This is a genomic window from Oceanimonas pelagia, assembly GCF_030849025.1.
In the GTDB taxonomy this organism is placed as follows: Bacteria; Pseudomonadota; Gammaproteobacteria; order Enterobacterales; family Aeromonadaceae; genus Oceanimonas; species Oceanimonas pelagia.
Genome location: NZ_CP118224.1, coordinates 1,954,138 through 1,978,760 on the forward strand (window position 1 = coordinate 1,954,138; position 24,623 = coordinate 1,978,760).

Genomic DNA, 24,623 nt, shown 5'->3' on the forward strand with positions numbered 1-24,623 from the left:
GTACCGGCCTCACCGGGGCTCAGCCCCGAGCCCTGCGAGCAGCCGGTTGGCAATCAGTGCCGCCGGCTGCTCGTCCATATGCATATGATGGCCGCCGTCAAGCACCTCAAGCTCCAGCCCGGGGATCAGATCCAGCCAGGGCGCTACCCGTGCCATGCCAATGCCCTGCGTTGCCATCATCAGCCACACCGGCATGCTCAGCCGGCGCACAAAAGCGGTGATCTGCGCCTCGCACAGCCGCACCACAGAGGGCAGCACCAGTGCGCCATCGTGGCGCCACAGCCAGCCTTCAGCGGTTTGCTCCATGCCCCGGGCCAGCAACAGCCGGGCCGCCTCGCGGCTGACCGGCCAGCGGCTGTTCATGCGTGCCGTCACCGCGTTTTCAAAATCCGGATAGAAGCGTGGCCCCCGGCGACGCTGGCGTTTGGCCTTTTCCAGAGCGGCGGCCAGCTGTTCCGGCAGGGTATCGGCGGCATAATCGTGAGGAACCAGACCGTCCAGCAAAAATAGCCGGCTGACCCGCTCGGGAAAGGCGCCGGCAAACAGGGTGGCCACGCTGGCCCCCATGGAATGGCCCAGCAATGCCACCTGTTTCAGCTCAAGGGCGTCCAGCAGGGCCAGCACATCGGCCACATTGTCCCAGATGTAATAGGGCTGGCCCGGCGCCCGGTGATCGGAGCGGCCATGACCGGCCAGATCCGGGGCAATCAGCCGCACACCGGGCAACCGCCGGGCCAGGGGGGTAAAGCTGGCGGCGTTATCCAGCCAGCCGTGCAGGGCCACCAGGGGGATGCCATTCGGGTCGCCCCACTCCACCACCGCCAGCCGGCGGCCATGCACATCAATATGGAATTCTCTGGGTTTATTCATGCCAGGATTCCGGGTACTTGTAGCCTTCAAAGCGTTTGCTGGCATAGTCCTTGAACGCCTCGCTGTTATAGGCCTCAGTCACGTCCTGCACAAAGGCCTTGTCCTTGTCTTCGCTGCGCACCACCACCCAGTTGATAAAATCGTAACTGCGCTCCAGAAAGAGACCTTCGCTGAACGGAATGCCACTGGAGGCGGCGTAGTTGCCGTTGATCACCGAGAAGTCCACATCCTGGCGCGAGCGGGGCAGCTGAGCCGCTTCCAGCATGATGAGCTTAATGCCATAAGGGTTGTCGGCCACATCAAATTCGCTGGCCTTGAGCGGATCTATGTCTTTTTTCAGAGTGAGCCAGCCCATGTCTTCCAGCATCAGCAGGGCCCGGGCCTGATTGGTGGGATCGTTGGGAATGGCGACCGTGCTGCCCTGCTTTACCTGTTCCAGCGAGTCGGCCTTGCCCGCATACAGCCCCATGGGGCCGGTGGGCACCTGGGTGATGGGGCTCAGGGTCAGGCCGCGGCTTTGACTGAAGGTATCCAGGTAGGGCTTGTGCTGAAAACAGTTAACATCCAGTGAGCCTTCTGCCAGGGCCAGGTTGGGCATGACATAATCGGTAAACTCCACCAGTTTGACGCGATAGCCCAGGGCCTCGAGCTGGGGCTTGATCGACTCGGTGACCATGTCGGCGAAGTCACCCACCGTGGTGCCGATAACGATTTCCTTTTTGGCTTCGTCGACCGCCAACAGGGGAAACGAGCACAATGACAATGCCAGCCACGGCAGGGCGCGGGAAAAGCGGGACATGACGACTCCTGTGATTCCTGAATAATGTGCATAACAGACGTTTAGACGTCCATACTATTCGAGCGGATTCAAACAGGCAATGCGTTTACGGTAAAAACGCGAGGCGAATAACAACAAAGAACGCCCCTGACCGTACAGGGGCGGCAAGGCTTACACGCCCCGTTCGTTATTCCAGATGATCACATGCAGCTGAGGCAGCACACGGGCGTTAAACCAGCCGTCGGCGGTGACTCTGTCCACCAGCCAGCGCAGCCTGGCATTCAGGGCCTCGAGGTCGGTTTCCCGCTCGGGCTCGTCGGGGGTGGCCGGCGCCGGGTTGCAGGGCTGCAGGGTGAGCGGCAATTGCGGGTACTTGGCGGCAAATTCCCGCGCCCACTGGTAGTCGGCTTCGTCGGCGATCACCAGCTTGAGGGTCACCTGAGTATTGACCCCGGCGGCAGCCAGGCAGGCGTCAAACCGGCTTTGGCTGAAGGCCATGCCGGCGGAAGGCGGCTTGGGGCTGAGCGTCAGGTGATCCAGCAGGCCAAACCAGTCCTGCGCCTTGCTGCCCTGAGTCTCGATGGCAAAGGTGTAACCCCGGGTATGGCCCAGGCTCAGCAGCTCCCCCAGGGGTTGCAGCGCCGGATTGCCACCGGACAGGGTAATCAGCAGTGGCCGGCCGCCGCTCAGGCGCTCCACCTCGGCCAGTACCGCCTCGGCACTCATGGGCGTCCAGTCGGCCTTGAAACGGGGTTCGACCGCATACAGGGTGTCGCACCAGCTGCAGCGAAAGTCACAGCCGCCGGTGCGCACAAACACGGTGGGCACCCCGGTGAGCGCCCCTTCCCCCTGAATGGTAGGGCCAAAGATTTCGCTGATGGCGATCATGGCCGGAACTCCGCCCAGGTTTTGGGGGTTTCCGACACGGCCACGGCGCTTACCTCGGGCCAGCGCGCCCGCGCCCAGTCATACAGATGACGAGCCAGCCGCTCGGCGGTGGTGCACTCGTCCCCCAGCACCTCGTTGAGGTGACGGTGATCGAGCCGGTCGTCGATATAGTCCTTGAACGCCTTGAGTTCGAGGTAGTCGCGTACAAAGCCGTACTGATCGAGCCGCTCGCTCTGCAGCTCGATCACCACCACATAGTTGTGACCGTGCAGCCGGGCACAGGGGTGCCAGTCGGGCATTTGCTTGAGCTGGTGGGAAGCGGAGAAATGAAACTCTTTTTTGATGGTATACATTACTTCGCCCTCGCCACCGCCTCGCGCCAGAACTGATCGTCCTGATAGGGAGTGGGATCGTCCAGACCCGCCAGGGCCATGGCTTCGATGCGCTCCACGCAGGTGCCGCAACGGCCGCAGTGAATGTCGCCGCCTTCGTAGCAGGACCAGGTGTCGGCCACCGGCACCTTGAAGCGGGCAGCGTCCCGGGCGATCTCGGTCTTGTCGGCATTCACATAGGGCGCCAGCAGCGCCACCTCGGCCACGCCGTCGAGGGCGCGCGCCTGCATCTCGCCAAACAGGCGAATAAAGTCGGGGCGACAGTCGGGATAGATAAAGTGATCACCGCCGTGTACCGCCAGTGCGACGGTATCCAGGCCGCGGGCGGCGGCCACACCAAAGGCGATGGTGAGCATGATGGCGTTGCGGTTGGGCACCACGGTCACCTTCATGTTGTCTTCGCTGTAGTGGCCGTGGGGCACATCGATGTCGTCGGTTAGCGCCGAGCCGGAGAGCTGGCGGCCGATGTGGCCGATGTCCATCACCAGATGGGGAACACCAAGGCGCTCGGCACACAGGCGGGCGGCGTCGATTTCCTTTTTGTGGCGCTGGCCGTAGTCAAAGGTCAGCAGGGCGCCGAGGGAATCCTCCGCCGCCAGCCGCCAGGCGAGCGTCACAGAGTCGAATCCGCCGGAGCAGATCAGCAGTGCTTTCATAAGTTGTGTCCTTGTTTTGTCCGGGTAGGCTGCGACCGGGTAAAAAAGCGATGGGCATTTTAACGCTGTGGGCGGGAAGCGCAAGTCTGGGGACTGGGGACTGGGGACTGGGGACTGGGGACTGGGGACTGGCCATGATGCACTCCCCTCTCATCCCAAGTCCCTATTCCCTGGTGCACTACACACTAAAAAAGGGCGCCGAAGCGCCCTTGATACTCAATGGTGAACCGTTACTTCCCGGCCTGCTCCGCCAGGTACAGCCAGGTGTCGATGACGGTGTCCGGGTTGAGGGACACGGAGTCGATGCCCTGCTCCACCAGCCAGGCGGCGAAGTCGGCGTGATCCGATGGGCCCTGGCCGCAGATGCCCACGTATTTGCCGGCCTTGCGGGCGGCCTGAATGGCCATGGCCAGCAGGGTTTTCACCGCCTCGTCGCGCTCGTCAAAGGAGCCCGCCACCAGGCCGGAGTCCCGATCCAGCCCCAGGGTGAGCTGGGTCATGTCGTTGGAGCCGATGGAGAAGCCGTCGAAATAGTTGAGGAACTTGTCCGCCAGCAGGGCGTTGGACGGCAGCTCGCACATCATGATCACCTTGAGGCCGTTTTCGCCGCGCTTGAGGCCGTTCTCGCCGAGAATGTCGATGACCGACGCGGCTTCCTTCAGGGTGCGCACGAAGGGGATCATGATCTCGACGTTGGTCAGGCCCATGTCGCCCCGCACCCGCTTCATGGCCTCGCACTCCATGGCAAAGCAGTCCTGGAAGTCCTCGGAAATGTAACGGGAGGCACCGCGGAAGCCCAGCATGGGGTTTTCCTCGTCCGGCTCGTAGGCATCGCCACCGAGCAGGTTGGCGTATTCGTTCGACTTGAAGTCGGACATGCGCACGATCACCCGCTCCGGCCAGAAGGCGGCGGCCAGGGTGGCGATGCCCTCGGTCAGCTTGGCCACGAAGAACTCCCGCGGGCTGTCGTAGCCGGCGATGATTTCGTCGATCTTGAGCTTGAGCTCGGGGCTCTGGCTGTCGTAGTTGAGCAGCGCCTTGGGGTGCACGCCGATCATGCGGTTGATGATGAACTCCAGCCGCGCCAGGCCCACGCCGGCGTTGGGCAACTGGGCAAAGTCAAAGGCCCGGTCGGGGTTGCCCACGTTCATCATCACCTTCACCGGCGAGGCGGGCATGGAGCCCACTTCCGAGGTGTTGACGTTGAACTCCAGCTTGCCGTTATAGATGAAGCCGGTGTCGCCTTCGGCACAGGACACGGTCACCTGCTGGCCGTCCTGCACCAGTTCGGTGGCATTGCCACAGCCCACCACGGCGGGAATGCCGAGCTCGCGGGCAATGATGGCGGCGTGACAGGTGCGTCCGCCCCGGTTGGTGACGATGGCGGCGGCGCGCTTCATGATCGGCTCCCAGTCCGGGTCGGTCATGTCGGTTACCAGCACATCGCCGGCCTTGATTTCGTCCATCTGCTCGATGCTGTCGATGACCTTGGCGGTGCCGGCACCAATCTTGTGGCCAATGGCGCGGCCCTCGGCGATCACTTCGCCCTTCTGGCTCAGGGCAAAGCGCTCCAGCACGTTGGCGTCCTGGCGGCTGCGCACGGTTTCGGGCCGGGCCTGCACAATATAGAGGTTGCCGTCCACCCCGTCTTTCGCCCACTCGATGTCCATGGGACGGCCGTAGTGTTTTTCGATGATCATGGCCTGCTTGGCCAGCTCCATCACCTCGTCGTTGGTGAGCGAGAACCGGCGGCGTTCTTCCCGGCTGGTTTCCTTGATCTCCACCTGCTTGCCCAGCTCCTGAGCACTGGCGTAAATCATTTTCTGCAGCTTGGAGCCCAGGGTCTTGCGCACCACCGCCGGTCGGCCGGCGGTCAGGGTGGGCTTGTGCACGTAGAACTCGTCGGGGTTGACCGCGCCCTGCACCACCATTTCACCCAGGCCCCAGGCGGAGGTGACGAACACCACCTGATCAAAGCCGGACTCGGTGTCCAGGGTGAACATCACGCCGGAGGCGCCGATGTCGGAGCGCACCATGCGCTGAATGCCGGCGGACAGCGCCACGCCCTTGTGGTCGTAGCCCTGGTGCACCCGGTAGGAAATGGCGCGATCGTTGAACAGGGAGGCAAACACGTGCTTGATGGCTTCCATCACCGCGTCCAGACCGCGCACGTTGAGGAAGGTTTCCTGCTGGCCGGCAAAAGAGGCGTCGGGCATGTCTTCGGCAGTGGCGGAAGAACGCACCGCGAACGAGGCCTCATCACCGGCCTTGCCGGCCAGCTCGTCGTAGGCTTCGCGAATGGCCGTTTCCAGCCCGGGCTGGAACGGGGTGTCGATCACCCACTGGCGAATGGTCCGGCCGGCTTCGCCCAGGGCGGCGATGTTGTCCACGTCGAGCCGGTCGAGCAGGTCGTGAATCCTGTCGTTCAGCCCGCTCTGCTCGAGAAATTCGTTAAAGGCAAAGGCGGTGGTTGCAAAGCCGCCGGGCACCGACACACCGGCGCCGGCCAGCTGGCTTATCATCTCGCCCAGTGAGGCGTTCTTGCCGCCAACCCGGTCCACGTCATGCATGCCGAGTTGTTCATACCAAATCACATATTCCTGCACTGCCACGTCTCCACAAAAAGGGGTTTCGGGATATCCGTATCACAATTGATTTCTGTGTAAAAACAGGGCCTCTGGTATTGTTGTTAGGATGTGGGCCTGTACACGGTTTGATTCTACAATGGCCCCGAAAAGCGGGTAAACGCCCTGCCCGCCCCAATACCCGAAAGTGAGATCTGGAGGCCCTGTGCACACGGTTTTTTATGTTTCCGATGGGACGGCGATCACAGCCGAAGTGTTTGGCCATGCGGTGCTGAGCCAGTTTCCCCTGCCCTTTGAGCAACTGACCTTTCCCTTTGTGGAGGATGAAGACAAGGCCCGTGCGGTACGGGATCGCATCAACGACAGTTTTCACCAGAGCGGCAAGAAACCTCTGGTATTTCATACCATCATCGACGATCGGCTGCGGGGCATCATTACCGCCAGCGAAGCCATGTGTTATGACTTTCTCAATACCTTTGTCGCCCCCATCGAGCAGCAACTGGGGGTCAGGGCCGAGCCCCGGGCCCACAAGGCCCACAGCATGGAGAACCGGCACCACTACGATCTGCGCATCGATGCGGTGAACTATGCCCTCGACAACGACGACGGCGTGACCACCAAGGAATACGACGAGGCCGACATCATCCTGGTGGGGGTATCCCGCTGCGGCAAGACTCCCACCAGCCTGTATCTGGCGCTGCAGTTCGGCATTCGCGTCGCCAACTATCCCTTTATCGATCAGGACATGCAGCAAATGAACCTGCCGCCCGCGCTCAAGGCCAACCGCCACAAGCTGTTCGGGCTGACCATAGACGCCAACCGGCTGCAGGAAATTCGCCAGCGCCGCCGGGCCGACAGCCGCTACGCCACCATAGAGCAGTGCCGTTACGAGCTGGGCCAGGTGGAACGGCTGTTCCGCATGGAGGCCATTCCCTTTATCGACACCACCTTTCACTCGGTGGAGGAAATCTCGGTCAAGATACTGGAGCGCACCGGCATACGCCGCAAAATTTACTAATGCGGTAACGGCATTGATCCAGCACAAAAAACTGCGAGCAGAAACACAGTCCCACTCGCAAATATGAACAAAATATTGATTTGGTGTTTACAAAAATGTATACATTGATCCCCGTGATTAACCACGGGGTCAGCCACCCCATGAGTTGGACACAAATGAGCCAAACTCGAAGCTCAGACACTGCGGTGTGGTTCTGTCAGCCTTTTTATATAACCAGATAACGACGGCAGGCAGTGAACAACAACTCACTTGAGCAACCCTCAGGGACTTATGCAATGAAACACAGCCAAAGCAAATCGGTATTCGATTACTACGGCAAGCCGTCTTTCGGTAAAGCACTGCCGCTCTCCTTCCAGCACATTCTGGCGATGATCATGGGTGCGGTAACGCCGCCGCTTATCGTGGCCGGGGTGTCCGGGGCCAATGGCCAGGAAACCATGATGCTGGTGCAACTTGCCCTGCTGTTCTCGGGTATTTCCACCCTGCTGCAGCTTTACCCTGTCGGTCGCTTTGGCGCCGGCGTACCCACCATTTTCGGTGTGGGCTTTGCCTATGTACCCAGCCTGATTGCCGTTGGCTCTGTTTACGGTATTCCCGGCATTCTCGGTGCCCAGATCGCCGGCGGTATCGCCATGATCATCGTCGGCCTGTTTATCAAGCAAATCCGCCATCTGTTTCCGCCTGTGGTGGCCGGTACCGTGGTACTGGTGATCGGCCTGTCGTTGTATGACATCGCCATCAAGTACATGGCCGGCAGCGGCAATGTCAACGCCGACGGCTTTGGCAGTGGCCAGAACTGGCTGGTGGGCATCACCACCCTGGCGGTGGTACTGCTGTGCTCCCAGTTTGGCAAGGGCTACCTGCGCCTGGCCGCCATTATCGTGGGCATTATCGTGGGTTACCTGATGTCCTTTGCCTTTGGCATGGTGGACTTCACCAGCCTGCACCAGGCACCCTGGATCATTGTGCCCACGCCCTTCTCCATGGGCATTGAGTTCCATGCCTCGGCGGTGATTTCCATGGTGGTGATCTGCATTGTGAACTCGGTGCAGACCATCGGCGACCTGTCTGCCACCACGGTCGGCGGCATGAACCGCGAGCTGAAAGACAAGGAACTGTCCGGCGGCCTGCTGGGCAACGGCCTGTGCACCCTGGTGGGCTCCATTTTCGGTGCCCTGCCCACCGCTTCCTTCAGCCAGAACGTGGGCATCGTGGCCATGACCAAAGTGATCAGCCGCTACGTGCTGGGCATTGCCGCCGTGTTCCTGGTCATTGCCGGCCTGCTGCCCAAGTTCGGCGCCGTGATGACCACCATTCCCTACCCGGTACTGGGCGGCGCCACCATTATCGTGTTCGGCATGATCACCATGACCGGTATTCAGCTGCTGGTCAAAGACGAGTTGTCTTCCCGCAACATCACCATAGTGGCGCTGTCGGTCGCGCTGGCCATGGGGATCAATGCCGTGCCCGAGGCCATCGCCCAGCTGGGTGACACCGCCCGCATGCTGATCGGTTCGCCGGTGATTGTGGCCGCCAGCGTGGCCTTTGTACTGAACATGATACTGCCCAAGAAGTCCCTGAAGGACGAAGCCCGCGAGCGCGAGGAAATTGAACGCCAGATGAACCAGGGCACCGTCAAATCCGAGGCCAAGAACGACAACGCCCAGCTGCGCGAAGCCAACGCCAGCAACTGAAAGGGCAAGCCTGCGGGCAAGGATGAAAGTCCACAGTGACAAAAGCCGGTCGAATGACCGGCTTTTTTGTGGTTGCCACAGGGCAACAGACGAGTGGGGTGTGAGGGGTAATTTTCTTCCCTTACCCCTCACTGGCTTATGCGGTTTACTTCAGTTTCCAGACCGTCATCTCGGCCAGGGTATGCTGAAACTTGCGCCGGGTCTCGCGAATGACAAAGGGAATATCCTGCCGGCCCACCAGTTCAAAGTGCTCCCCCAGGACCGCCTTCAGGCCGTCGAGGGTGGTGAAGTTCTCGCCGTTGACCTTGATGCCCCCCAGCCACCTGGCCTTGGGAGTGTATTCCTCCAGCCAGGTGTAGGGTGAGGTCAGCACCAGGCAGCCGCTTCGGTTCAGACGCTGGTGCACCTTGCTCAGAAACGCCGCCGGATCGTACAGCCGGTCGATCAGGTTGCCGCAGAAGATCAGATCGTAACCGGTAAAGCGGGGCTTGAGGTTGTGGGCGTCGCCCTGCACAAACTCGATGCGGTCGGCCACCCCGGCATAGCCCATTTGTTCGAGGCTGGCCTCCTTGAACTCCACCAGCTCCCCTTCGGTGGGAATGGCAAACCGGGTCTGGCCGCTTTCCTTGAGCTGAAAACCGTGCTGAATAAAGCGGGCGGAAAAATCGATGCCGTCCACCCGGTCAAAATGGCGCGCCAGCTCGAAACTGGCCCGGCCCACCGAGCAGCCCAGATCCAGCGCCCGGCCCTTGCTCACATGCGGCAGGTGCCCCAGCAGCGCATTGACACAGGCTACCGGATAGTTGGGCACGCCGAAATACGCATCCCCATAGTGAAATTCCAGGTACTGAGCAACCAGCTCATCGGTTTCGTAGGTGTTTACAGGCTCCACAGGGACCTCGGGGTTGTCGGATTCAATGTAGCGAAAGCCCGCATGCTGAAAGAAATGCCGGCGAAAGGCATAGCGGGAGTAACGGGTGGCCTCGTTGCCGGTGGAAATCCACGAGCCCCCCTTGAACAGGTTGTGCCGGTTGTCAAAGGTAGGGGTGGAAAAGTCGTCGTAAAGGGGGTGCACCTCAAACCCGGGAAAACCGTCAATGGGGGTCTCGGTCCACTGCCAGACGTTGCCGACAATGTCGTAAATGCCACCGGTCTCAAACCGGTTGACCGGGCAGGACGAGGCGAAATACTCCAGGTTGAGGTTGCCCGGGGCCCGCGGCCAATCGGGCTGATCAGCGTCGATGCGGTTGCGCAGCAGGGTCCATTCGGCCTCGGTGGGCAGGCGAATGTGGCGGCCGGTTTGCACCGCCTTCCAGTTACAGAAGGCCTTGGCCTCGAGGTAGTTCACTTCCACCGGCCAGTTCAGCGGCAACGGCACTTCTTCCAGCAGGTTGCGCTGCCGGTATTCGCCGTGATGTTGCCGCCAGAAACGGGGCATGCCGGCCTGAGTGAAGCCCAGCCAGCGGCGGCCTTCCTCGGTCCAGTATTCCGGCTTTTGGTAGCCCCCATCCTGCACAAACTCCAGGAACTCGCCGTTGGACACCAGATATTTCGACACCCGGCAGGGCTGCACCTCCACGGTTTTGCTGCCGTATTCGTTGTCCCAGCCGTAAGTGGCCGCGCCGGCGGGTTTGCCCAGGGTAATGGTGTCACCTGCCACCGGCAGCAGGGCGTTCTGTGGCGCCGGTCCGGTCTCGGTGCAGGGCGTCCACAGGGGGTGAGGCCGAAGCTGCTCCAGGGGGAGCATGCGCATGATCACCGAGGAGGTTTCCAGGTGAATACGCTCGTGCTCGATACCCATCAGCACTATCCAGGCGGCGCTGTCCTGGGTAATGGGCAGGCTCAGCGGCATGTCGCTGATAAACCGATCCACGGTATCGCGCACCCGGCGGCGGTACTCCCGCGTCTGGGCCAGGCCGGGCCAGTCGTAGTGAGCATCGTTGAGATCGTCCCAGGACATTTCGTCCACCCCGATGGCGAACATGGACTCCAGCCGTTCGTCGATGCGCTCGGGCAGGTACTTGCCCAGCACCAGCTTGTTGATGAAAAACACCGCGGTGTGGCCAAAATAGAAAATCAGCGGGTGGCGCAGGGGCTCGGGGCGGGAATAGTAGGCGGCCTCGGTGGCAATGCAGTCGAACAGCGCCTCGTAGAGACTGAAGGTCTGGTGAAAATAGCGGCGAATTTCCTCTCGCTTGTGCGCCGGACTCGTGCCGGTGAGCAGCGGCGTCCGGGTTACGGCATCTGCCAGTGTGTGCATAAACATGTCCCTGATCACATTTTTTGTTTACGTTACCTTGGCATGGGCCAAATGAGAAGCCTGAAGACCCGAGCCAGAGGACCCGCCCGTGAGAATTTTCCTTCACCGGTCCCGCCCCATTTTCCGGCGCACGACCTTGTGCTATAACCAATCCCCCTCTTATTACTCAATACAGGAAGTATCATGTCTCAAGCCGACGCCCAGTTCGATAATGTTTCCGTCGAAACCCGCGCCAATGTCTATCACGACGGCAAGGTCACCAGCCGGGTGGTGAAGTTCGCCGACGGCAGCCACAAAACCCTGGGCATCATGCTGCCGGGTGAATACACCTTTGGTACCGAGGCCGCCGAGCTGATGGAAATCACCGCCGGCAGCCTGGAAGTACAGCTGCCGGGCAGCGACGAATGGCTGCACATTGAGGGCGGCCAGTCCTTTGACGTGCCCGCCAACGCCAGCTTCAAGCTCAAGGTGCACAGCCTGGTGGACTACTGCTGCTCCTACTTCAAGTAAGCCTATTCGGGCCGGCTCCGGCCGGCCCCGCATGCTTCAGGCGGCGCGCACAGGCGGTTACGCCCCTGCTTCTTGGCGGCATACAGGGCCCTGTCGGCCCGGCCCACAAAGTCCTCGATGCGATCCCGCTGCCCGGGTACGCCGGCCACCACCCCGAGACTCAGGGTCACAATGCCAAATTCCGACTGGCAATGTTCAATCTCCAGCTCCCGTACCGCATTCAGCAGCCGTCCGGCCACATGACGGGCCTGCCACAAATCCAGTTCCGGCAACAGCACGATAAATTCCTCGCCGCCGTAGCGGGCCACCATGTCCCCCTGGCGATGCAACTGGCCGGCCAGCGCCTGAGCCACCCGGTGCAGACACTCATCCCCCTGCTGATGGCCGTAGGCATCGTTAAAGCGCTTGAAGTAGTCAATGTCGCCCATGATGATTCCCAGCGGGCGTTGCTCACGCTGGGCCCGGCGCCATTCGCCCTCCAGGTGGCGATCAAAGCAGCGCCGGTTGGCGATGCGGGTCAGCTCATCCACTTCGCTCAGGCGCTGCAGCGACTGATTCATTTCCTGCAAATGACGGTTGGCCCGGGCCAGCTGCTGCTCGGCACTCTGACGGGCATTGACGAACACCTCAAAGGTGGCCCCCATGCGGCTGATTTCGTCATCGCCGGCGGTGGGAATGGGCACCGGCACTCCCTCGCCATGAGACTGCATGGCAAGGCTGAGATGGTTGATGCGCTGAATAACCGCCCGGCGAATGTAAAAAATGGCGCCCAGGGTGATCAGCACCAGTACCACTGACGCCGCCAGCAATCCGGCTACCGAGCGTTGCATCAGCGCCTGCTGCTCCTGCAGGGCCTGCTGGGCCGAAGCCTTGAGCCGTTGGTGATAGCCAAAGGTGGCGCTGGTCAGCTTTTGCGCCAGCACCCGGGTCTGCCGGGCGGTGGCCAGGGTGGCACGGGCATGACGCAACAGCGGCCCCCGCTGGCTGAACACCGCCGGCAACTGCTGCTCAAGCCGGTGGCGCAGGGCAATAAAGTCGGGGTGGGTCAGCGTCAGGCCGGCCAGCACCTGCAACTGCTGCCGGCAATAGGAGCGCAGCCGGCTGATGTGCCCCGGGCGTTCCGCACTCAGGGCCGCGGCGGCATAGCCAATTGCGGCCAGTGCAGGTCCGGCAAAGCGCTGCTCGGGCAGCGGCTGGCCCTCATCCGCCGGCAGATCGGACACCTTGGTCAACAGCAGAAACAATTCATCCACCCGCTGAAACTGCCCGGCCTGCAGCTCCTGCTCGGCACGCAAGCGCTCGTTCAGCCGGTCGAGGCTGCTGAAAAAGGGCGCCTGCCAGCGATCCAGGGCAAGGGCATCGGCGGCGCTGACGGAAGCCCCCTGCTGCGTCAGCCGCTCGCGCGTGGCCTGATAAATGCTGGCCAGGTTTTCCACCCGGCGATTGCCGGCGCTGACGGAGCGATCATTGCCCACCAGCAATTCATACACTTCGGCGGCAATGGTTTCGGCGTCCCGGGTCAGCTCGGCGGCGATCATGGCCCGCTCAAAATGGCTGCCCACCGCCCCCGCCAGCCGGGAATACTGACTGAAGATCACATAGGCAAAAAGCGAGGCCGACAACAGATAAAGCCCGAACACCAGCATGATGACGAGGGTCAGCCGGCGGCCCAGGCTGCCGCCCGGTTTGCGGTTAGCGCTGCTGGCCATGACGGGGGCGCTCAGCGAAACAGCGGCGCATAGAGCAGGCCGCCCCGCGACCAGGGCTGGTTCAGCCCCTGGGGCATGTTTACCGGGGTGCCGGGACCAAAGTGGCGCTGGTAAATTTCGCTGTAGTTGCCCACGCTGCGAATGGCCTGATAGGCCCAGTCGGCGGGCAGGCCCAGACGCGCGCCGAGATCCCCACTGACGCCCAGCAGATGGCGGACTTCCGCATCCTGCTCGGCGCTGCGCAGGCGCTCGACGTTGTGCTGCGTCACCCCCTTGTCGTCGGCCAGGATCAGGGCGTGCACCACGGCGCGGATCACCCGGCTCCATTCGGCATCGTCGTTGCGCACCATGGGGCCGATGGGCTCCCGGGACAGCAGCTCGGGCAGAATATGATAATTATCCGGATCGTCGGCCCGGTGCGCCCGGTTAATGGCCAGATTGATGCGGTCGGCGGTATAGGCATCGCAATGCCCGCGAAAAAAACTGTCACCATTGGAAAACAGCACCCGCGCATGGATCTGATCCCGCTCCAGCAGGGTCAGCAGATTGTTGTGGGTGGTGGTGTTTTCGGTCACGCACACGCTCTTGCCCTCGAGGTCGGCCAGCCGCGCAATGCCCTTCCCCTTGCGCACCAGCAGGCCCTGGCCGTCAAACAGATAGACGGCGGGAAAGGCCACCTGGTACTGATCTTCCCGCCCAAGGGTCCAGGTAGCACTGTACATGACCACGTCACTGCGTCGTTGCTGCAGGGTGGTGAAACGGCTGGTGGCATCCACTTCCACATACTGCACCCGGTTTGGATCACCAAACAGGGCGGCGGCCGTGGCCCGGCAGAAGTCGACGTAAAATCCGCGCCAGACTCCGCTTTCGTCGATGGCGCTGCGGCCGGGATCATCGGGAAACACCCCGCAGCGAATGTCGCCGTGGCGCAGCACCTGCTGCAGGGTGCCCGCCTGTACCGGGGCCATGCCCAGCACCATAATGACCCACAGCCCCAACACGGCCCCGCCGAGCACCTTCAAACCCATGGTTACATCCTTGTCGATTCATTCCGGCATGCTGTCAGCATGTCTTATTTTGCAAAAAATGGCATCAGGCTGTCGTTATTCGATGCCGAGCCAGCTCACATTTTCATCATCCCCCGCCGGAGGCCAGAGGATACGCCGGTCATTATCACCGTCTATTCTGACACTAGGATTTATCGCCAGGAGATGTGTATGCTCATCACCCTTACCGTGCGGCTGGTCTCCGGCATGTATGCCCATCACGACTGGGCCTGCGAGCTGGAAATTGACGATCGCTCCTCCCTGCACGAACTGCACGATGCCATTCAGCGAGCGGTGCGCTTTGACAACGATCACATGTATTCCTTTTTTATCGCCCGCAGCGAGCGCGCCGGCGAGCGCCTGCACTTTGACGGTGACGAATACTCCCTCGACGCCCCCATCTCGGCGTTGTTTCCGCTGCCCAGGGGCAAAAAGCTGTTTTACTGGTTCGACTTCGGTGACGACTGGATTTTCAGCGTCTCCCGCTCCCGCAAGAAGCCCAGACCCGGCCCGCCGGAGCAGGGCTACCCGCGCATGACCGGTGAAACCGGCACCCGCCCGGTGCAGTATGAAGGCTATGATCCCCACGCCGAGCCGGAGTGGTAGGGCCATGCGCGCGTGCCTGTTTGCGTTGTGGCTGCTGAGCCTGCCGCTGGCGGCGGCAGACTATCGAGTGCATACCCTGGCCACCGGCCTGCATCACCCCTGGAGCCTGACCGAGCTGCCCGACGGCAGCCTGCTGGTAAGTGAGCGCCGGGGCCGGCTGCTGCGCCTGATGCCCGGCGGCGAACGCCGCTCCATTTCCGGCCTGCCGGCCATTGCCGCCGGCGGTCAGGGCGGCCTGCTCGATCTGGCCCTGCACCCGGACTTTGCCCGCAACCGCCTGCTGTATTTCAGCTTCAGCCAGCCGGGCCCGGGGGGCGCCGGCACCGCCGTGGCCCGGGCCCGGCTGAGGGACGACCGCCTGCTGCAGCCCGAAGTGGTATTTGCCCAGGTACCCAAAACCCACGGCCGCTCCCATTTCGGCTCGCGCCTGGCCTTTGATGCCGGCGGTTACCTGTTTATCACCACCGGCGATCGCTACCACAGCCGGCACCAGGCCCAGCGGCTCGACAATCATCTCGGCAAGATCATTCGCCTGCACGACGACGGCCGGGTGCCCGCCGACAACCCCTTTGTAAACACCCCCGGCGCGCTGCCCGAGATCTGGAGTCTGGGGCACCGTAATGTGCAGGGTGCCGCCATGCACCCGGACACCGGTGAACTGTGGACTCATGAGCACGGCCCCCAGGGAGGCGATGAGGTCAACCGCATTCAAAAAGGCGCCAACTACGGCTGGCCGGTGGTGACCTTCGGCGAAGAATACGGCGGCGGCGCCATCGGCGAAGGCACCAGCAAGACCGGCATGGCAGACCCGCTCTGGGTATGGGTGCCGTCCATCGCCCCCTCGGGCATGCTGTTTTATACCGGCTCCGCCTTTGCGGCCTGGCGCGGCAACCTCTTCGTGGGGGCCCTGGCCGGACGCCGGCTGGTGCGGCTGGAGCTGGACGGCGAGCGGGTAACGGGCGAGCACCACCTGCTGCGTGAACCGGGTCTGCGCATTCGCGCCCTGCACCAGGCCGCCGACGGCGGCATTTACGTGCTCACCGACGCGGACGACGGCCGCCTGCTCAAGCTGGTGCCGGCGGCAGCCAAGGGCTGATCTTGCCGCTGAAATGGGGTAACCTGTAACAACTGTACTTTATTTCAGTTACTTTTGTGAACAATAAGGAAGGCAATATGAGCGACAAGATCTGGAACGTCTACCTCTCCGGCGAAATCCATACCGACTGGCGCGAGCAAATCATCAATGGTTGCGAAGCCAAAGGCCTGAAGGTACGCTTCAGCTCCGCCGTGACCGATCACGACGCCAGCGACATGGTGGGCGTGAACATTCTGGGCAACGAGGAAGACAACTTCTGGCGTGACCGCAAGGCCTCGGGCATCAACAGCATTCGGACCTCCACCCACATTCGCGAAGCGGATCTGGTGGTGGTGCGCTTCGGCCCCAAATACAAGCAGTGGAACGCCGCCTTTGACGCCGGCTTTGCGGTGGCTTCCGGCGTGCCCATCATCACCCTGCACGACGCCGAGCACGATCACCCGCTGAAGGAAGTGGACGAAGCCGCCAAGGCCACCTGCCGCCACCCCGAGCAGGTGGTGGAGATCCTGGCCTACCTGATGTCCTGATCCCATTCGGTAACAAGATGCCAAACGGAGCCTGAATGGCTCCGTTTTTACGCGTTTGTGCCGGTTTCTGTCGGCCCCCCGCCCCCCGGGCCATTCTTCCCCTTCCCTTCTGTTTTACACTTGCCGGCAGACACCACTGAACGGGTACCCACGCCATGAAGATTCTCATTGCCACCCTGCTGCTGACGCTGGCCACGCCGTTACCGGCCGCCGAGCGCGCACACACCGAGCACGGCCCGGTATGGATAGACGTGCGCACTGTGGAGGAATACCGGCAGGATCACCTGCCCGGCGCCGTGCTCATTCCCCATACCCATATCGCCCGGGGAGTAACCGAGCGCTATCCCGACCGCCATACCGCCATCAACCTCTACGGCCAGGACGGCCGCCGCTCGCGCATGGCGATGGAAGCCTTGCAGGCGCTGGGCTACAGCCGGGTGGCCGACCTGGGCAGTCTGCACCACATTCGCGGACAGCAGCCCGAGCCGGCGTTGCAGCCGACCGGTTACTCCGCCCACGGCGAGTAACCATCAGGACGGCTCAAACTCGCGCATGCCCACCTTCAGCACCCGGTCACCGTCTACGTCCGCCACCGTCCAGACCATGTCGTAACGCACAAAATAATCCCCCACCACCGGATGGCCGCTGTTGTGGGCCAGCATAAAGTCGCCCAGGGTCAGATCCCGCTCCGCTGGCGGCACATCCACACCGTACATCAGCGCCACATCGCTCATGCGGGCGCCGGCATCGAGAATAAAGTCGCCAAAGAAGGCCCGGGCCTTTTCGCGGGCCGCTTCCAGATCGCCGCCAAACATGTTGTTGAGGGTTTTGAGGTGCGTACTGCGACCGATCACACACAGCATGTCATTGATCGCCAGCCGGGTACTGCCCGAAGCGGGCAGCAGATTTTCGCCCCGGAATACCGCCGCCACCCGGCAGTGGGGCGGAAAGGTCAGCTGGCGCACCACCACACCGTCGAGGGACTGACTGTCCACCCGGTAAAGAAACATCTCGAAGTCGTCTTCCTTGAAAATGCCGAGCATGGAGCGGCGCCGGGGCGCCGGCTCGGGGGGCACTTCCACCTTCATCCAGCGGGCCACCGGCGGCAGGGTGGAGCCCTGCACCAGCAGAGAGATCAGCACCACGAAAAAGGCCACATTGAACAGCAGATTGCCCTCGGGAATGCCGGCCATCAACGGAAAAATGGCCAGCACAATGGGCACGGCACCGCGCAGCCCCACCCAGGAAATAAAGCCCAGCTCACGCCCGTTGAAACGGAAAAACGGCAGCAGAGACACCAGCACCGCCAGCGGCCGGGCCACAAAAATCATGGCCAGGGCAATCAGGCTGGCGGGCAGCGCCAGGGCCCACATGTCGGCGGGAGAGAGCAGCAGCCCCAGCACCAGGAACAGGCCAATCTGGCTGAGCCAGGCCAGGCCGTCGAACACCGGCAAAATCGACTCCAGATTGCGCAGGCGGGAATTGCCCAGCACCAGCCCGGCCAGGTACACCGCCAGAAAGCCGCTGCCCTGCAGCACCGCGGTCAGGGCAAACAGGGTCAGGCCAAAACCGAACACCAGCAGCGGATAGAGGCCGGCCACCAGATGAATACGGCGAATAAGCTGCACCAGCAACTGGCCCCCCAGCCAGCCCGCCAGCGCGCCCACACCGAATTGACTGAGCAGAAACAACAGGGCATCGCCGGCGCTGTTCATCTCGCCGGTGATCAGCGCAATCAGGGTCAGGGTGAGAAAAATGGCCATGGGATCGTTGGTGCCGGACTCAATCTCGAGGGAGGCGCCCACCCGCTGGTTCAGCTGCATGCCCCGGCCGCCGAGCAGGGAAAACACCGCCGCCGCGTCGGTGGAGCCGACGATGGCGCCCAGCAGCAACCCCTGCAGCCAGCCCAGATCGAGAATGTACACCGCCAGCAGCCCGGTAATGCCGCTGGTGATGAGCACCCCCAGGGTGGCCAGACTGAGCGCCGGTTTGAGGCCCACACGAAAGGTGTCCATGCGGGTACGCATGCCGCCATCCAGCAAGATCACCGCCAGCGCCAGGTTGCCCACGGTATAGGCCAGGGAATAACTCTCGAACTGAATGCCACCGGGGCCGCTTTCACCGGCCAGCATGCCGATCAGCAGAAAGATAAGCAGAATGGGAATGCCGGAGCGCGCCGACACCAGGGTGGCCAGCACGCTGAGGCACAGCAGCACGCCGGCCAGCAAAAACAGGTGTTCGATATTAGCCAATATGGTTATTCCAGTGCGTTTTTATATACGAGTGTTATATCACACTCACGGACAGCCCCAACAAATGAATTTTTAATGATTATTTAAAAATATAAATTCATTTATTACTCACCTGTTTCTGCCAGCACCCGCCGGTAGCAGGCCAGATCGGCGGCACTGAACAGCACGAAACGCACTCGCTTGATGCCGGGGCACTCCGCCAGGGTCGCCTTTACCGTGTTCACCGCAATGCGCGCCGCGGGCTCAAGGGGATAACCGAACACCCCGGTAGAAATGGCGGGAAAGGCCACCGACGCCAGCCCCTGTTGCTCGGCCAGCCGCAGAGCCTGGCGATAGCAGGACGCCAGCAGGGCAGCGGCGGGCTCATCTACCCCGTAGACCGGCCCCAGGCAGTGAATCACATGGCGGTTGGGCAGCCGGTGGCCACCGGTGCTCACCGCCTCGCCGGGATGAATGGGCGCAAGCTTCCGGCATTCCTGCACCAGGCCGGGCCCCGCCGCCCTGTGTATGGCGCCGGCCACACCACCACCGGGCAGCAGGGCACCGTTGGCGGCATTGACGATGGCGTCCATGTCCGGCTGTTGCGTAATGTCGCCCTGCACGCATTCCAGCATGGCGCCCCTGTGTGCTGTGTTCATCGCTAATCCTCCTCTATGGCCGTCCGCTTTCAGCTTAGACGGGCTGCTGGCGATACAGAGCCCGGCCCAACGCATGAAAATAACGGCCAAAGGCGGCATTGCAGCGGGCCCGCTGCGCCCCTTGCGGATAGAGCCCGAGCTCGGCCTCCCGGGTGGCCCTGGTGCCCTTGACCAGAAAGCCGTTCTTGATGGCGGCATCCTGCACGAAGGCCTCAAAGGCACGGGCGCACAGCTCCTCGGGCCGGCTGTAATAAAACACGCCCTGCCGCTCGTCCACGCTGGCCGAGGCACGGGGCTGGCTGCCGTCTTCGCTCAGCAGCACGGCCTCAAAACAGGCAAACAGCAGGGCGTTGAGCGGGTGGATTACCGGGCGGGCCTCGTTCAGCCAGGCGCCGGAGGCAAAGACGTTATGGCCCAGGCCGCTGAAGGCCTTGCTCCCCATATGATGATCAAAGGCATGAAACCACTCGTGGGCAATGCTGCCGGGGCCGGCGTTCTTGGCCAGGGCAAAGCTGCGGGTGGCGGGGCTGTAATGGGCGGATACCCCCGGCCGGCCGCCGGTGCCGTATTGCAGCGACAGGGTGCCACGCAGGGAAATGAGGGACTCGGGGCCCTGCAGGATCAGCATGAGATCGCACAGGGCGTTGTAAAAATGGCCGGCCGCGGCCTCACGCTCGGCCCGCGTGACCCAGCGGCCGATTTCTATGCTGCGAAAATCAAAACGCCGGCGAACATGCACAAAGTCCACCGGCTCTCGTGAAAGGTGATCGGGTCCGTTGCGGTAAAATCGGTTGTGCGGGGCCCTTTCACCCATGATGCGCCTTGTCTGTATGCGGTGACTGTTGGGCCCAGCTTACCGCAACCGACCCCGGTGAAAAAACCGCTGGCGCCGGGAAAGGAAGCGGCTGCGCCTTATTGATCCCTCTCCTGTCGAAATAAAAACCGGCCACTCACCCGGCCAGTGAGTGGCCGCCGGCCCGGGCCGGATCCGGGCGTTATCCGTTCACCACCCTGATATCGTTTTTCACCGTGGTCACGCCTTCCACCGTGCCGGCCAGACGGGCAGCCTGCTCAGCCTGAGCCTGGCTGTCCACCTCGCCGCTCAGGTGCACCACGCCCTTGTCGGTTTCCACGCTGACCGAGGTGCCGGCAACCACTTCATCCGCCAACAGCAACGCCTTGATCTTGCCGGTGATCAGCGCGTCACCCGCCAGTTCGGCCAGGGAGCCGTCCTCCGTCTCACCCGCGGCCTGAACATGCAGCTGATCATCTACCGCGGTGACCCCCTTCACCCCCTGAGCAACCGCCACGGCCCGCTCGGCCTGCCGCTGCTCGGGCACAAAGCCGCTCAGCACCACCTTGCCGTTATTGGTTTCCACCGAAATATCGACACTGGATATGCGCTCGTCATTGAGCAGCGCCGACTTCACCTTGCCGGTGATCACACTGTCATTCATCAGGGTGCCGGCCTTGCTGGCGGCCTGCTCCAGCGAATTGCCGGTCTGCTCGGTGGCCGTTTCCAGCTTGCCGGCCAGGGAGCCGGCTTCGGTGGCCGCCTCAGCCTTGCCGGACAAGGCGGCAGACGGGGCGGCCAGGGCGGTGCCCGCCACCAGTGCGGAACTCAATGCAACAGCCAGTACGGAACGGGAAAATACGTGCTTACTCATGCTCTCTTCCTCCGGTTGTGACCTGATGTATCGGTTTATTCGCTTGAACAGGATGCAAACGCATTCGCGTTGCATCCATGGTGTTTCACTATTACCCCTGGACTGCGCGAGAGCAAGTGAGGGAAATTCGGATGCGAACGAGGCTGTCGGAGCCGGCAAATTCATCGTACCGTCATGCCAGTGTCACATTGTAATAAAACCGTCATATTAGGCCGGCATAGTGCGCCCATCATGACGTTGAGGATGTACCATGAGCACTGAAACCTCCGCCCTGCCCGCTTCCGCCAACACGCAGAGTATCCCTCGCTGGATGTCCTGGCTGCTGGTGGCCGCCCTGGTTTATCTGCTGCTGGCCGCCGTGGGCGCCATTGGCAGTGGCTTTAAGGCCGCCGCCGGTGAAGACGCCAAAACCCTGTTTGAATTTGCCTCCAATCCCGTTATTGCACTGATCATCGGTGTGGTGGCCACCGCGTTGATCCAGAGTTCCAGTACCGTAACCTCCATTATCGTGGGCATGGTCGCCGGCGGCCTGCCGGTGGCCATTGCCATTCCCATGGTCATGGGCGCCAATATCGGCACCTCGCTGACCAGCACTCTGGTAAGCCTGGGCCATGTGCGCAACGGCGAAGAGTTCCGCCGCGCCTTTTCCGCCGCCACCGTGCACGACAGCTTTAACCTGCTGGCGGTGGCCATTGTGCTGCCGCTGGAACTGCTGTTTCAGCCTCTGGCACGGGCTTCCGAGTGGCTGGCCGGCCTGCTGGTCAGCGACACCAGCATGAGCCTGGGCAATCTGAACTTCATGAAGGCCATGCTGGCCCCCGCCACCGGCATGATGAAGGACAGCGTGGCCTGGCTGCCCGGGATCTGGTCCGGCGTGGCGCTCATTCTGCTGGGCATCGGCCTGATCCTGATGGTGGTCACCCAGATCGGCCGGGTGCTGCGCACCCTGATGGAAGGTCGTGCCATGGGCATTCTGCGCACCGCCGTGGGTCGCGGCCCGGTGTCGGGCATGGCCTCGGGCACCCTGGTGACCGTGCTGGTGCAGTCGTCCTCCACCACCACCTCGCTGATCGTGCCCCTGGCCGGCTCCGGCATGTTCAGCCTGAAGCAGGTGTATCCCTTTATTCTGGGCAGTAACATCGGCACCACCATCACCGCCCTGCTGGCGGCCACCGCCATCACCGGTGCCTCGGCCATGGTGGCGCTGCAAATCGCCCTGGTGCACCTGCTGTTCAACCTGCTGGCCATCGCCCTGATCTACCTGTTGCCCATGCTGCGCTCCCTGCCGCTGTACATGGCCGAAGGCCTGGCCGGGCTGGCCCAGCGCAACAAGGGCTATGTGGCGGCCTATATCGGCGGCGTGTTCTTTGCCCTGCCCCTGGGGCTGGTGGGCCTCAGCCAGTGGCTGTAAGCTGACCACCCGAGTGGAGTTATCAAAGGCAGGCCGCTAGAATGGCCTGCTTTTTTTCTTGCCGGACCACACCATGAATGCCACCGCCCTGCCCACCTTCAGGAAACACCTCGAAACTGCCCTGGAACACCTGCCCGCCGAGGCCCGCCGGCTGTTTCACGGCCGGGGCCGGCGCTGGCCCGGACTGGAGCAACTGACCGCCGACTGGCTCGACGGTCAGTTGCTGGTAAGCCTGTTCCGGGAGCCGGTGCCCGAGTTTCTGAACGCCCTGCTCAGCCTGCTGAATGAGCTGGTGACTACGCAGGCCTGGCAACAGAGCGGTGCCAGGGCCTTGTTGCTGCAACACCGTGGCCGCGACGGCGCGCCGCTGGAAGTGATCTGGGGGACGCTTGAACCCAACCCCGTGGTGCGCGAGCACGGACTGAACTACCGGCTGACCCTGGGCCGCAACCAGAACCACGGCCTGTTTCTGGATATGCGCGCGGGCCGGCAGTGGGTGCGACAGCAGTCACAAGGAAAACGGGTGCTGAACCTGTTCGCCTACACCTGCGGCTTTTCCGTGGCCGCCATCGCCGGCGGTGCGACGCAGGTGGTGAATCTGGACATGGCCAAATCGTCGCTGGCCCGGGGCCGGGACAACCACCGGCTGAATCATCACGATTTGAGCAAGGTCGGTTTTCTCGGCCACGAGCTGTTCAAGTCCTGGGGCAAGGTGCGCAAACTGGGGCCCTATGAGTTGATCATTATCGACCCGCCGTCGTTCCAGAAGGGCAGCTTTGCCCTTACCAAGGACTACGGCAAGATCCTGCGCCGGCTGCCGGAGCTGCTAACCGAACAGGGCACCGTGCTGGCCTGCGTCAACGATCCGGAGGTCAGCAGCCGGTTTCTGATCGACGGCATGGCCGAGCAGACACCACAGCTGCGCTTTGTACAGCGCCTCGACAACCCGCCCGAGTTTGCCGACATTGACCCCGAGGCGGGGCTCAAGGCGCTGGTGTTTGCTCAGGGTTAAGGTCCGGATCCCCTTCACGGGCGTATTTCTGCGCCAGCACGGCGCACACCATCAGCTGGATCTGATGAAACAGCATCAGCGGCAGCAACGCCGGTCCCAGCATGGCACCACCGAACAGCACCTTGGCCATGGGCACGCCCGTGGCCATGCTCTTTTTGGAGCCGCCAAAAATGATGGTGATGCGGTCTGCCCGGTTAAAGCCCAGGCGCCGGCCAAGCACCGCGGTCAGCCACAGCACCTGCGCCAGTAATACACAACAGACCAGCGCCAGCACCATTAGCCGGGTCATGGACACCGTGTGCCACAGTCCCTCCACCACAGACGCACTCAGCGCCGTGTACACCACCAGCAGAATGGAGCCCTGATCGATTTTGCCCAGCCAGGCCCGGTTGCGATCCACAAAACCGCCAATCAGCGGGCGCAGCACATGACCCGCCACAAAGGGCAGCAACAGCTGGGCACTGATGGACAGAATGGAGTCCAGCGGCGACACCGCCTCACCGGCCTGCATATTGAGCAGGGCCGCCACCAGCAGGGGGGTGAGCAGGATGCCCAGAATGCTGGAGGCCGAGGCACTGCACACCGCCGCCGGCACATTGCCGCCCGCCAGCGAGGTAAAGGCGATGGCCGACTGCACCGTGCCCGGCAGCACGCACAGAAACAGCACGCCCATATACAGCTGCTCTCCCAGCAGCGGCAGCAGCACCGGCTTCAGCAGAACCCCTATGACGGGAAACATGACAAAGGTACAGGCGAATACCAGCAGGTGCAGCCGCCAGTGAGTGGCACCGGCGATAATGGCCTGGCGAGACAGTTTGGCCCCGTGCATAAAAAACAGCAGGGCAATGGCGGCGGCGGTAAGCCAGTCAAACAGCACCGCCCCCTGTCCTCGGGCCGGCCACAGGGTGGCCGCGGCCACCACCGCCAGCAGCACCAGGGTGAAACGAGCGAACAGTAAACGTAAATGGTTGAGCATCTGAAATATTCCCGGTTGAGAGCAATACCGGG

General features: G+C 62.4%; 23 protein-coding genes. 9 read left to right on the forward strand and 14 right to left on the reverse strand.

The window, feature by feature from the left end; all coding sequences use genetic code 11:
* Nucleotides 1-9: 9 nt before the first annotated feature.
* From PU634_RS09200 to ppsA, 6 genes are all read right to left on the reverse strand, one after another.
* Complete coding sequence (locus PU634_RS09200) at nucleotides 10-870, reverse strand: alpha/beta fold hydrolase (RefSeq protein ID WP_306760509.1); 861 nt, start codon at nucleotides 868-870, stop codon at nucleotides 10-12.
* Entirely contained in the window at nucleotides 863-1,669 is an 807-nt protein-coding gene (locus PU634_RS09205) for a MetQ/NlpA family ABC transporter substrate-binding protein (RefSeq protein WP_306760510.1), read from the reverse strand. The genes PU634_RS09200 and PU634_RS09205 overlap by 8 nt, the downstream gene beginning before the upstream one ends.
* A gap of 150 nt (nucleotides 1,670-1,819) precedes the next feature.
* Nucleotides 1,820-2,536 carry a 7-carboxy-7-deazaguanine synthase QueE gene (gene queE / locus PU634_RS09210; protein WP_306760511.1) on the reverse strand — a complete coding sequence of 239 codons (717 nt, stop codon included), beginning with the start codon at nucleotides 2,534-2,536 and terminating at the stop codon, nucleotides 1,820-1,822.
* Nucleotides 2,533-2,889: a 6-carboxytetrahydropterin synthase QueD gene (queD, locus tag PU634_RS09215; protein WP_306760512.1), complete on the reverse strand. Its 357-nt coding sequence runs from the start codon at nucleotides 2,887-2,889 to the stop codon at nucleotides 2,533-2,535. The genes queE and queD overlap by 4 nt, the downstream gene beginning before the upstream one ends.
* A complete protein-coding gene (gene queC, locus PU634_RS09220) occupies nucleotides 2,889-3,584 on the reverse strand; it encodes a 7-cyano-7-deazaguanine synthase QueC (RefSeq protein ID WP_306760513.1) in 696 nt (231 codons plus the stop codon). The genes queD and queC overlap by 1 nt, the downstream gene beginning before the upstream one ends.
* A 230-nt stretch (nucleotides 3,585-3,814) precedes the next feature.
* On the reverse strand, nucleotides 3,815-6,190 hold the full coding sequence (gene ppsA, locus PU634_RS09225) for a phosphoenolpyruvate synthase (protein ID WP_306763681.1): 2,376 nt from the start codon (nucleotides 6,188-6,190) through the stop codon (nucleotides 3,815-3,817).
* 184 nt (nucleotides 6,191-6,374) lie between these two features.
* On the opposite strand from ppsA, the gene ppsR reads away from it, so the two are divergent.
* Nucleotides 6,375-7,187 carry a posphoenolpyruvate synthetase regulatory kinase/phosphorylase PpsR gene (gene ppsR / locus PU634_RS09230; protein WP_306760514.1) on the forward strand — a complete coding sequence of 271 codons (813 nt, stop codon included), beginning with the start codon at nucleotides 6,375-6,377 and terminating at the stop codon, nucleotides 7,185-7,187.
* Between the two features lie 275 nt (nucleotides 7,188-7,462).
* The gene (locus PU634_RS09235) at nucleotides 7,463-8,881 is read left to right on the forward strand and encodes a uracil-xanthine permease family protein (protein ID WP_306760515.1); all 1,419 of its coding nucleotides are present in this window, start codon (nucleotides 7,463-7,465) and stop codon (nucleotides 8,879-8,881) included.
* Between the two features lie 145 nt (nucleotides 8,882-9,026).
* On the opposite strand, the gene ovoA is transcribed toward PU634_RS09235, so the two are convergent.
* Complete coding sequence (gene ovoA / locus PU634_RS09240) at nucleotides 9,027-11,147, reverse strand: 5-histidylcysteine sulfoxide synthase (protein ID WP_306760516.1); 2,121 nt, start codon at nucleotides 11,145-11,147, stop codon at nucleotides 9,027-9,029.
* 177 nt (nucleotides 11,148-11,324) lie between these two features.
* On the opposite strand from ovoA, the gene ppnP reads away from it, so the two are divergent.
* Nucleotides 11,325-11,651 carry a pyrimidine/purine nucleoside phosphorylase gene (gene ppnP / locus PU634_RS09245; RefSeq protein WP_306760517.1) on the forward strand — a complete coding sequence of 109 codons (327 nt, stop codon included), beginning with the start codon at nucleotides 11,325-11,327 and terminating at the stop codon, nucleotides 11,649-11,651.
* A 2-nt stretch (nucleotides 11,652-11,653) separates the two neighbouring features.
* Here the strand turns inward: ppnP and PU634_RS09250 are convergent, their stop codons facing one another.
* Both PU634_RS09250 and PU634_RS09255 read right to left on the reverse strand, forming a co-directional pair.
* On the reverse strand, nucleotides 11,654-13,360 hold the full coding sequence (locus tag PU634_RS09250) for a GGDEF domain-containing protein (RefSeq protein WP_306760518.1): 1,707 nt from the start codon (nucleotides 13,358-13,360) through the stop codon (nucleotides 11,654-11,656).
* Nucleotides 13,361-13,371: 11 nt separating this feature from the next.
* A complete protein-coding gene (locus PU634_RS09255; protein ID WP_306760519.1) occupies nucleotides 13,372-14,388 on the reverse strand; it encodes an amino acid ABC transporter substrate-binding protein in 1,017 nt (338 codons plus the stop codon).
* 189 nt (nucleotides 14,389-14,577) lie between these two features.
* Here PU634_RS09255 and PU634_RS09260 point away from each other — a divergent pair, with 189 nt between their 5' ends.
* The 4 genes from PU634_RS09260 to PU634_RS09275 all read left to right on the forward strand — a co-directional run bounded on the left by PU634_RS09260 (nucleotide 14,578) and on the right by PU634_RS09275 (nucleotide 17,162).
* Nucleotides 14,578-15,012, forward strand: a complete 435-nt coding sequence (locus PU634_RS09260; protein WP_306760520.1) for an IS1096 element passenger TnpR family protein — start codon at nucleotides 14,578-14,580, stop codon at nucleotides 15,010-15,012.
* A gap of 4 nt (nucleotides 15,013-15,016) precedes the next feature.
* Nucleotides 15,017-16,108, forward strand: a complete 1,092-nt coding sequence (locus PU634_RS09265; protein WP_306760521.1) for a PQQ-dependent sugar dehydrogenase — start codon at nucleotides 15,017-15,019, stop codon at nucleotides 16,106-16,108.
* A gap of 77 nt (nucleotides 16,109-16,185) precedes the next feature.
* The gene (locus PU634_RS09270; protein ID WP_306760522.1) at nucleotides 16,186-16,635 is read left to right on the forward strand and encodes a YtoQ family protein; all 450 of its coding nucleotides are present in this window, start codon (nucleotides 16,186-16,188) and stop codon (nucleotides 16,633-16,635) included.
* A gap of 155 nt (nucleotides 16,636-16,790) precedes the next feature.
* Complete coding sequence (locus PU634_RS09275; protein WP_306760523.1) at nucleotides 16,791-17,162, forward strand: rhodanese-like domain-containing protein; 372 nt, start codon at nucleotides 16,791-16,793, stop codon at nucleotides 17,160-17,162.
* Between the two features lie 3 nt (nucleotides 17,163-17,165).
* On the opposite strand, the gene PU634_RS09280 is transcribed toward PU634_RS09275, so the two are convergent.
* From PU634_RS09280 to osmY, 4 genes are all read right to left on the reverse strand, one after another.
* Nucleotides 17,166-18,887, reverse strand: a complete 1,722-nt coding sequence (locus PU634_RS09280) for a potassium/proton antiporter (protein ID WP_306760524.1) — start codon at nucleotides 18,885-18,887, stop codon at nucleotides 17,166-17,168.
* 104 nt (nucleotides 18,888-18,991) lie between these two features.
* On the reverse strand, nucleotides 18,992-19,525 hold the full coding sequence (locus PU634_RS09285; RefSeq protein ID WP_306760525.1) for an O-acetyl-ADP-ribose deacetylase: 534 nt from the start codon (nucleotides 19,523-19,525) through the stop codon (nucleotides 18,992-18,994).
* A 34-nt stretch (nucleotides 19,526-19,559) separates the two neighbouring features.
* A complete protein-coding gene (locus PU634_RS09290; protein ID WP_306760526.1) occupies nucleotides 19,560-20,339 on the reverse strand; it encodes a CLCA_X family protein in 780 nt (259 codons plus the stop codon).
* Between the two features lie 181 nt (nucleotides 20,340-20,520).
* Nucleotides 20,521-21,192: a molecular chaperone OsmY gene (gene osmY / locus PU634_RS09295; RefSeq protein WP_306760527.1), complete on the reverse strand. Its 672-nt coding sequence runs from the start codon at nucleotides 21,190-21,192 to the stop codon at nucleotides 20,521-20,523.
* Between the two features lie 250 nt (nucleotides 21,193-21,442).
* On the opposite strand from osmY, the gene PU634_RS09300 reads away from it, so the two are divergent.
* Both PU634_RS09300 and PU634_RS09305 read left to right on the forward strand, forming a co-directional pair.
* Nucleotides 21,443-22,603, forward strand: coding sequence for a Na/Pi symporter (locus PU634_RS09300; RefSeq protein WP_306760528.1), 1,161 nt, complete (start codon nucleotides 21,443-21,445; stop codon nucleotides 22,601-22,603).
* A 73-nt stretch (nucleotides 22,604-22,676) separates the two neighbouring features.
* Nucleotides 22,677-23,615 (forward strand): class I SAM-dependent methyltransferase, encoded by a 939-nt coding sequence (locus PU634_RS09305; protein WP_306760529.1) that lies wholly within the window; start codon nucleotides 22,677-22,679, stop codon nucleotides 23,613-23,615.
* On the opposite strand, the gene PU634_RS09310 is transcribed toward PU634_RS09305, so the two are convergent.
* Nucleotides 23,587-24,591, reverse strand: coding sequence for a bile acid:sodium symporter family protein (locus PU634_RS09310; protein WP_306760530.1), 1,005 nt, complete (start codon nucleotides 24,589-24,591; stop codon nucleotides 23,587-23,589). The two genes, PU634_RS09305 and PU634_RS09310, sit on opposite strands and share 29 nt — an antisense overlap.
* Nucleotides 24,592-24,623 lie beyond the last annotated feature (32 nt).